This is a genomic window from Streptomyces sp. SID3212, assembly GCF_009865405.1.
GTDB lineage: Bacteria > Actinomycetota > Actinomycetes > Streptomycetales > Streptomycetaceae > Streptomyces.
On the sequence record NZ_WWJY01000681.1, the window covers coordinates 1 to 8500 of the forward strand.

Sequence of the window (8500 nt, forward strand, 5' to 3'; positions counted from 1 at the left end):
ACGGGACGGTAGCCGCCCTCCTGGGCCGGGGCGGCGACCACGGCGCGGTCCGTCACCACCCCGGCGTTCGTCACGCCGCCGGCGTTCGGCGCCCCGTCCGCGTTCGGCGCCGGCCTGGACCAGTTCCGGCCGGTCGGCACGCCCTTGGCGTCGACCAGCTGGGTCTCCGGGCCGAGGGCTCCGAGCACTTCGAGATGGAAGGCGGCCAGCTCCGTCGGGTTGTACGGGTCACGTCCTGCCGCCGCCGCCCGCGCGACCAGCAGGAACAGCTCCTCACGCCGGGCGGGGTCCGGCCGGTCCAGGTGGAGGACCTTGGCGGTGAGTACGTCCGGGTCGGGCGTCCGGCTCTCCCACTCCAGGGCCTTCACCGTCGCCCAGAACAGCCGGGCCCGCTCGGGCTCCCCGACGGCCGCCGGGCCGCCGGACAGGCCCAGGACCCTGACGGCCTCGGCGTCCGGGTCCGCGAGGCCCCCCAGCCGCCGGGCCGCGCCGGTGACGTGCGGCAGGTCGGCGAAGTCACCGAGGGTGGGGCCGGGTTGCCCGGGGACGGCTCCGGGTTGTCCGGTGAGGGTCCCGGGTTGCCCGGTGACGACCCCGGCGGCTTCGGCCAGCAGACGGCGGAAGTCGTCGGGACCCAGGTCACCGTCCGCCGCGTCGGACCGCCGCGCCCGGGCCGCGCGGGCGGCACGCTCGAACAGGTCGAGGGAGAACAGCCCGAAGCCACCGAGCACCGGATCGGCGGCGCGCAGGGCCTCCAGCGCCCCGATGCCGCCGAGCAGATCCCCGTACCCGCTCTCGTCCTCGACGGCCGGCCCGAACGTCAGGCGCAGGGCACGGACCAGCCGCAGCGTCCGGTAGCGGACCGCGTCCGTGGCGGGCCCGGGGCCGTGGTGCAGGCCGGCCGCGCGGGCCCGGTCGTCGAGGGCGTCCCCGGTGGGCTCAGGACGCTGCTCCACCCACCTGCCGCGCCGCCCTCGCGCGTCGGTCAACGAGACGTGGACGTAACCCCGCCCCGGCAGGAACTGGAGACCGACGCCGCGGGTGGCGCCGTACACCGTGCGCCCCGTCTCGTTGGCCGCGTGCTGCGCCTTGCCGATGGTCGCGAGCGGGTCGGGGACGAAGGCGTCGGGAGCGGCCCCGCGTACGGTCGTGAGCCCCTTGCCCGGCGCGGTCCAGCATTCCTCCATCAGGATGCCGTACTCCCGGGGCAGCCGGGCGAGGCTCGGGCGCCGCTTGAGCATGCCCCCGGTCTCCCGTTCCCGGGCGACCTTGACCGTCTTTCCCTCCAGGGGCACATGGGTCTCGCCCGTCCTGCCGTGGGCGGCGAAGACGTACACCGGCTTTCCCGCGAACGGAAGGGGCTCGTCGTCCCGGGTCCAGACCTCGGTCGCCGGGTTCCTGTGCCAGTGCTCCGTCGCCTCCGTCGCGTGGCTGAGGTGCTCCAGGACGGCCGGGGCCTCGGCGTCGTCGAACACGCCTCTGCCGATGGGCCCGCTGTCGGACACGATGGTGTGGCTCACCATCCCGCGCTCCCAGCCGGGGGTGTTCTCGTACGTGCCGTGGGCCGGCACCTGACCGGGGTCGCTGGGGATCCAGTCGGCGCGCCGCAGGCCGGGACCGGACAGCAGGGAGATGGTGCGGGGCAGCGCGGGGTCCGGCTGGGGGGTCAGTTTCACAAGGCCGTTGGCCGACCAGAGGCGCCGGCCGATCCGGTCCGCCGTGCGGCGGGGCAGGTCCAGGCCCCGGTCGCCCGCGCCGGGGATCAGCAGGAGTACGGGAACGTCAGGGGGAAGCGCGGCCAGCACGGGGTCGAGCGCCAGCAGTTCGGCGAACACGTCGATCGGCACCCGGCGCGGCGCGCCGTCGAAGCCGCGTACGACGACGTGATCGTGAGCGCCTTCCGCCGTCACCACGTACGGCTGCGGCGTACCGGGCCCGTGCCAGCGCGCCGTACGGACGTCACCGCGCTCCAGCAGGCCGTCGGGCCGGTAGGAGACCTTCCCGGTGGTCGTCAGATCGAGGCCCTTGCGCGGGGAGCCCGTCCAGTCACGGCCCTGGAAGCCGCTGGGATCGGACACCGCGCGGGTCGGGGACAGGACGCCCCTGAGCCGGAGGTGGAACGCCGCGAGGGCGGCCAGGCTCGCCGCCGACTCGACCGCTTCGTCCATCGCCACCCGGAACAGCTCACCGTGGTGCGCGCCGGTCACGGGGGTCGTGGGGTCCAGGAGGAGCACGCGGCGGGCCAGGGCGTCCAGATCGAGCGGGCCGCCGCGCAGAGCGGGGTCGCTCTGCCGCAGTCGGTCGAGGTGGTCGAGGGTGGCGCGGAGGGCGGGGTAGAGGCGGCTCGACCCGATGGCGGAGCCGAACACGCCCACCAGCAGCGGGTGGGCCGGGGTTTCCCGGGAGGAGGTGGCCGGGGTTTCCTGGGAGGAGGTGGCCGGGGCTTCCTGGGAGGAAGTGGCCGGGTCGGGCTGCCCCGGGGTGTGGTCGGCGGACGTGGGTGAACCTCCCCCGGGCCAACCGGGGGTGTGGGCGACCGGGGCGCCGCCCGGTCCTCGGGGGCGCAGTCCGAGGCCGTGCCGGAGGCGTCCGGCGACGTGTACGGCGGTACGGTGGTCCGCCCCCTCCGTCGCCAGATGGGCGGCGACCTGCCGGACCGCGTCGCGGTACTCGTCCCCGGCGTAGCGGGAGTCCGCGAGTACGGGGTGCAGCTCCAGGGGCAGGACGAGGCCGACGGCCGTGTCCCAGGCCCGGGCGGCGGCGGTGTCCGTCCCTGACTCCGTCTCCGTCTCCGTCTCCGTACGGTCGGCCGGATCCGTGCCCTCGAAGTCGGCGGACGCCGTCCGCCAGATCCGCCGCGACGCGTTGGCCGCGACGGCGTCGAGGGCGGGGTGCCAGGAGCCGGACCGCACCATCAGCAGGCGCACTTGGTCGAGGGGGGTCAGCTGCCCCGCGTCGAGGGAAAGGGGGCCTGGCGTGATGCCCGCGGCCTCCAGTTCGGCGGGGGTGATGGTGTCGGTGTGGTCGAGAGCGGGCGGGTTCGGGGGCAGGTCCTCGGCCGTCACGTGCTGGGCGATCCAGTGGCGCGCGGCCTCGTCGCGCCGGACGACGGGCACCTGGTCCGCGCTGCCGAAGCCGCGCCGGGGGCCCAGGTCGTAGGGGTCGACGCCCAGTTGGATCAGCCGGGCCTCGGCTTCCTCCAGCTGTCCGCGCGCGTGCTGTTCGCGCTCCGTGGCCGTCCGGAGCACGGTGGTGTCGGAACCGGTCGCCGCGTCCGGCGGGAGCTGTCTGACGCTCTCGGCGGCCCGGTGCGCGTCGGCGTAGGTACGCAGGGCGTCGGCGTGCTCGTCGCGGGCGTCGGCGACGGCGTCCGGGTCGGGGCTCCCGGGCAGACTCTCGGGCAGGTCGGTCAGGAACGTTGCCCGGCCCTTGCCCTTGTCGGTGTCGGTGTCGTCGCGGGCACCGGCGTCCCGGTCCGTATCGGCCGCCGGAGCATGGGTGTCCTGGGACTCTGTCGGGACGGGACGGTACGGCGGCGGGATCTCCGAGCCGGTCCGCGGCGATTCCTCCGGGGACGGCGATGTACGGAGGTCGGAGTTGCCGCTCCGCTCGGGCGACGGCGACACCTCGGCGGAGCCGGGCGTCCCATCGGTGGCGGAGTCGTCGGCGGGGACATCGTCGGAGACACCGGCCCGCTGGTCGGTCGTGACGGGCTCGACGGAGGAGGTGTGGGGCCGGGGCGGCGGGGTGGCGGCCTGCTGGCCGGTGGCAGGTGCGGAGGCGCTCGGCGTGACGGCTGCCGCCGGTGCGGTGCCACCGGTGACCGGGTCCTCGCCGAACGACGCCGGGCCGTCCTCGTCCACCGACCCTTCCCGTACGGTCTCGTCCTGGGCGGAGCCGACGCCGTTCTGGCTGCCCGGCCGTCCCGTGGGCGACCCGGGGGTGTCCGCCCCCGCGGCGGGCGGCTGGTGCACGTCGGACCGAACACTCTCCGCGTCGGACAGCGCCTCGTCCGGAGTGACGACGCCGTCGTCGGCGAAGAATCTCTCCGTGTCCTGGTTGCCGGAAGCGGTCTGCCCGCCGACGGGGGTGAAGGCGGGCACGGGCGCGGTAGCACCCACAGGAAAAAGGTTGTTCGGTACCGCGCCGATGCCCAGGTCCCCGGGCATGGTGCTCGGCTGCGGGTTGAGCGTGGAGAAGACGGCGTCGGCGATCTCACCGTCCGCCTGCCCGGGAAGGTCGTACGAGTACGGCGGCTTCGCCACATGGCCCGGGCCCGTCCCGATCGGCGGCCCCGGCTGCTGGTACTGATCCAGGCCGTAGTCCGAGACGGACAGGGTGTCGTCAACGTCACTGCCCTCGCTGAAAACTGACGACCCGTCACTGAAGTCGGAGACGGACGACGCGAAGTCTCCGGGGTCGAGGTCGAGGTCGGGGGCAGGGTCGTAGGCGAGGCCGGGGCCGGGGTCGTACGGCGCAACGTAGGCATCGTCGGCGGAAGCCGTGGACGGGCGCGGCACCGAGTTGACGCCGTAGTCGGCCGGGGGGTCGTACAGATCGACATTCCCGTCGGGACCGGTGTCCACGGTCCTCCGGGGAAGCGGCGTGTGATCGCCGGCCCCGCTCCCCTCACGGCCGCCCGGCGGCGGGTGATTGACGCCCTGCCCGAAGTCGAGATCCTGGAAGAACTTGTGGTTCAGCCCCTTCCCGCCGTACTCGACGGTGGTGGAAGCGGCCTCGGTGAGAAGTCCGCTCGTTCCGGCGCTCACGAACGTGGCCGGATCGAGGGAGAACGTCCCTTGGTAGATGAGCTTGGTGAAGGCAACCGCGAAGGTCTCCGCCTGCCCTTCATTGATGAAGGAGGCCGGGAGCTCGAACAGGTCCTTCCACGGCGAGTTCTTCTTGAAGAGGTCGCGGAAGAACGGCGCCGCCGCGCCGGAGAAGATTCCGGCGAAGGCCCCCGCCAGCGCGCCCGCGACCGCCGACTGCCCGATGTCGCCCCAGTCGAAATCCCGGCGCCTGCGCCTCGGATCGTCGGGCGAGACCATCGAGATCACCTGGGACGCGAACGTGACGAACGCTTCCTGGATCGCTTCGAGCAACGCCGACAGCGGAGTCGGGACCGCGTGCCCCAACCGCTGGAGGATCAGCAGCATCGACAACGCGGTACGTGATCTCACCGCCGCGATCTCCGCCAGCGACGTACCACCGGTGAAAAAGGCGAGCGCCGCGATCAGGGCGAGTTCCAGATTCATCAGGATGAACTCGAGAAGAATCTGGTACTTCGCTTCACTCAGCTTGATCGACCGGTCCACCTGCCGGTCGCCGATCGTCCGGACCTCCTTGGCGAAGTCCGCCAGATGGTTCCGCCCGCCGTCGTCGACGAATAACCTCAGCGCGGCGACGAACTCCTCGGCCACCTGCGGCGGAAGCGAGTCCCCCGACGTCAGGATCGCCGATTTCATCGCATCGGACATCGTCCCGATGTCGTCCGACAACCGGTAATAGGGCCTGCTGCTGTCGAATCCGTCACGCGCGTTGCCGCTCGCGACACTCGCGCCGACCCAGACCTCAAGGAACTCCCGCAGAGCGGGAGGGAAGTTGATGTCCATCGCTGGGGCCAGTCCACCCCGGCCAGATGACAAGCGCGGGGCGCGGCGGGGTGACCACCAGATGACGAACAGAAGAAGGAACGGGAGAACGTCCCGAGTCCCGTGCCGGGAAGGGGGTCCGGGCCCTGGCTACGGCCCGTCCGCCCCTACCGCCGGGTCTCGCTGTCCGGGCTCTCCGCGCCGTACGTCCGGATGTCGTCCATCGCGAGCGTCTGCGGTCTCCGTACGTTCTCCGCCTCCGCGTCGACCGCGTCCACCAGGGCCCGGTAGCCGCTCGTGATGCTGAGGAGTGTGTCGAGGACCATCTCCCGCTCCTTCCGGGCCTGCGGACCGACCTGGTTGGCGAATTCGTCGTCGCCGCCCTCCTCGCCCCAGCAGCCCTCGAACGCGCTGCTGTCGGTGTCGAACCTCGGCCCGATCTCCTCGCCCGTCCTGGAGGCGTCCGCGATGTGCCGCGAAAGGCCCCGGATTCCCTCGTAGTCGCCCGAGTACGTGCCCGACATCGTTATGCGCCTCCCGGTCGCTCGGTCCCCGCGCCTCGACCGCCGGGCGGCGGGCCGGCCGGCTCCGGTTCGTCCTCGTGGATCTCGTCGCGCAGCCGGCTCATGGGCGTCGGTCCCCGGTCGACGGAGGTCTCTTCGAGCAGCGACCCGAAGAGCGAGCCCCAGTCGACGCCGGCCCGTTCCGGCGCCGGACCCCGCGCGGTCATCCGGGTGAGGGGGTCCAGCAGGTCGACGACCCGGCGCGCCATCTCGGCGCGTGCGGTGTTCGCGGCCTCCAGCACCGAGGCGGAGAGCTGCGAGGCGGCCATGGAGCGGTACTTGCCGTCGAGGAACTCGACACTGGTCAGTTCACCCTTGGACCCGACGGCCACCCGCACCGACCGGTCGGCGGAACGCGCGGTCGCCGATGCCGCGTCCAGCTCGCCGCGCGCCTTCGCCGCGGCCTCCTCCGTCGCCTTCAGGTGCGCGATCGCCTGGGCCACCCGGTCATCCATCGACTGACTCAACCCGGTCTCCTCACTGGGTAACTCTCCTGCGTACGGCGCGTGGTCATCGTCCCAGGGCCTGGGGCGCGCCGCCCTCGTCGGTGCCCCAGACGTCCTCGTCCTCCACCACCCACGTGGTGCGCTCGCGGTCGCCGCTCTCGGTCTGCTGCCCTCCCCCGCCGCCGGGCCCGCCGGCCATCGGCGGCATGAACGGCGTCTGGCTGCTGGTCTGGGTGCCGCGCGGGACGACGCGGTGTTCCTGGTCCTCGACGGTCGACACACCGCCGCCCGCCCGGGCGGAGCGGCCGAGGCCGGGCTCGATGACCGTACGGGTGCGCTCGCCGGAGGACCCGGACTCGCCGCCGCCCCCGGCGCCCCGCATCATCGGCGGTGACATCCCCGGCGAACCGGCTGCCCCGTTGGAGCCGTCGGCGGCGGCTGCCATGGCGCCGCTCCCCTCGGGGCGTCCCAGCGCGGAGGTCAGGTCGTCCTGGTTGTAGAGGTTGTCGTTGAACACGGACGAGTACGCCGAGTCGGCGCCGACCGAGGAGAAGTCGGGGGGCTGCGGGAGATCCGCGATGCGCTGGCGGATCTGCTCGTCGATGTTCTTGTCGTCGGCCCCGATACGGTCCTGCTCGGCCTGGATGTCGCCCATGCGCCGGTCGTACTCGGCCCTGGCGTCCCGCCGTGCCTGCTGCGCGTCGTCGCGGGCCTCCTGCCGGGCGTCGTCGGCGGCGGCCTTCTGCTGCTCGTACTCCTTCTTCGCGTCCTCCTCGGCGCCGTTGGCGTCCTGGACTGCGTCCCGTTCGGTGGCGTCGATCTCGGCGAGCCGGCGGTCGTACTCCTCGCGGGCCTGCTGCTCGTCGCCACCGCCGGCGATCTCACGGTCGTACTCGCGCCGTGCTTCGGCCCGGTCCTGGTCGGCCTCCCGCCTGGCCTCGTCGCGCTGTTCCTGCGCCTCGGCCTTCTCGTGCTCGTACTCCTGCTTGGCCGCCGCCTCCTGGCGATCGGCCTGCTGCTCAACGGCCTCGCGCTCGGCGCGCGCGTCGGCCTTGTCCCGCTCATAGTCAGCTTGTGCTTCGGTCTTCGCCTGCTCGGCCTCCAGCCGGGCCTGCTGCTTCTCCCGTACGGCCTCGCTGCGGGCCTGCTCCTGGGCGTTCTCCGCCTCGCCGCGAGCGGCTGCCTGCTCCTCCTTCGCGGCGGCCTTCTCGGCCTCCGCCTCCTTCTTGGCCTCTTCCTGGGCCTTCTCGGCCTCGGCCTTCGCCGCTGCCTGCTCCTCCTTGGCGGCTGCCTTCTCCGCGACCTGCTCGGCCTTCGCCTCTTCCTGGGCCTGCTTGGCCTCGGCGCGGTCCGCCTCGTTCTGGGCCTTTACCTCTTCCCGTTCCTTCTCCGCCTCGGCCTTCTCCGCGGCCTGTTCCGCCTTGGCCGCCTCCTTCTCCTTGTCCGCCTCGGCCTTCGCCGCCTCCTGCTCGGCCTTCGCCGCTTCCTTCTCCTGCCGGGCCTCCTCCTTCGCCTGTTCCTTCTCCGCCTCGGCCTCGGCCTTCGCCGCTGCCTGTTCCTCCTTCGCGGCGGCCTTCTCCGCGTCGGCCTCCTTCTTGGCCTGCTCCTTCTCCTTCTCCGCGTCGGCCCGCTGCTGCGCCGCCATGGAAAGGGCCAGCGCCTGCTGCGCCGCCGCTTCGGCCTTCGCCTCTTCCTGAGCCTTCTTGGCCTCGGCGCGGTCCTCGGCGTTCTGGGCCTTCGCCTCTTCCCTGTCCTTGTCGGCCTCCGCCTTCGCGGCGTCCTGCTCCGCCTTGGCCGCTTCCTTCTCCTTGTCGGCCTCGGCCTTCTCCGCGTCGCGCTCGGCCTTGGCCTCTTCCTTCTCCCTGGCCGCCTCGGCCTTGGCCTCCTCCTTCTCCTTCTC

3 protein-coding genes and 1 pseudogene are annotated in these 8500 nt (G+C 72.9%); all 4 read right to left on the reverse strand.

Annotation, left to right across the window (positions count from 1 at the left end; genetic code table 11):
• Positions 1-5612, reverse strand: a 5612-nt coding sequence (locus GT042_RS20535) for a lonely Cys domain-containing protein (protein ID WP_161310189.1), incomplete at its 3' end; no start/stop codon positions are given.
• Positions 5613-5758: 146 nt separating this feature from the next.
• Positions 5759-6115, reverse strand: a complete 357-nt coding sequence (locus GT042_RS20540) for a hypothetical protein (RefSeq protein WP_161310190.1) — start codon at positions 6113-6115, stop codon at positions 5759-5761.
• 2 nt (positions 6116-6117) lie between these two features.
• Positions 6118-6621 (reverse strand): YbaB/EbfC family nucleoid-associated protein, encoded by a 504-nt coding sequence (locus GT042_RS20545; RefSeq protein ID WP_237530991.1) that lies wholly within the window; start codon positions 6619-6621, stop codon positions 6118-6120.
• A gap of 43 nt (positions 6622-6664) precedes the next feature.
• Positions 6665-8500 (reverse strand): annotated as a pseudogene (locus GT042_RS20550) (hypothetical protein); the annotation flags it as partial.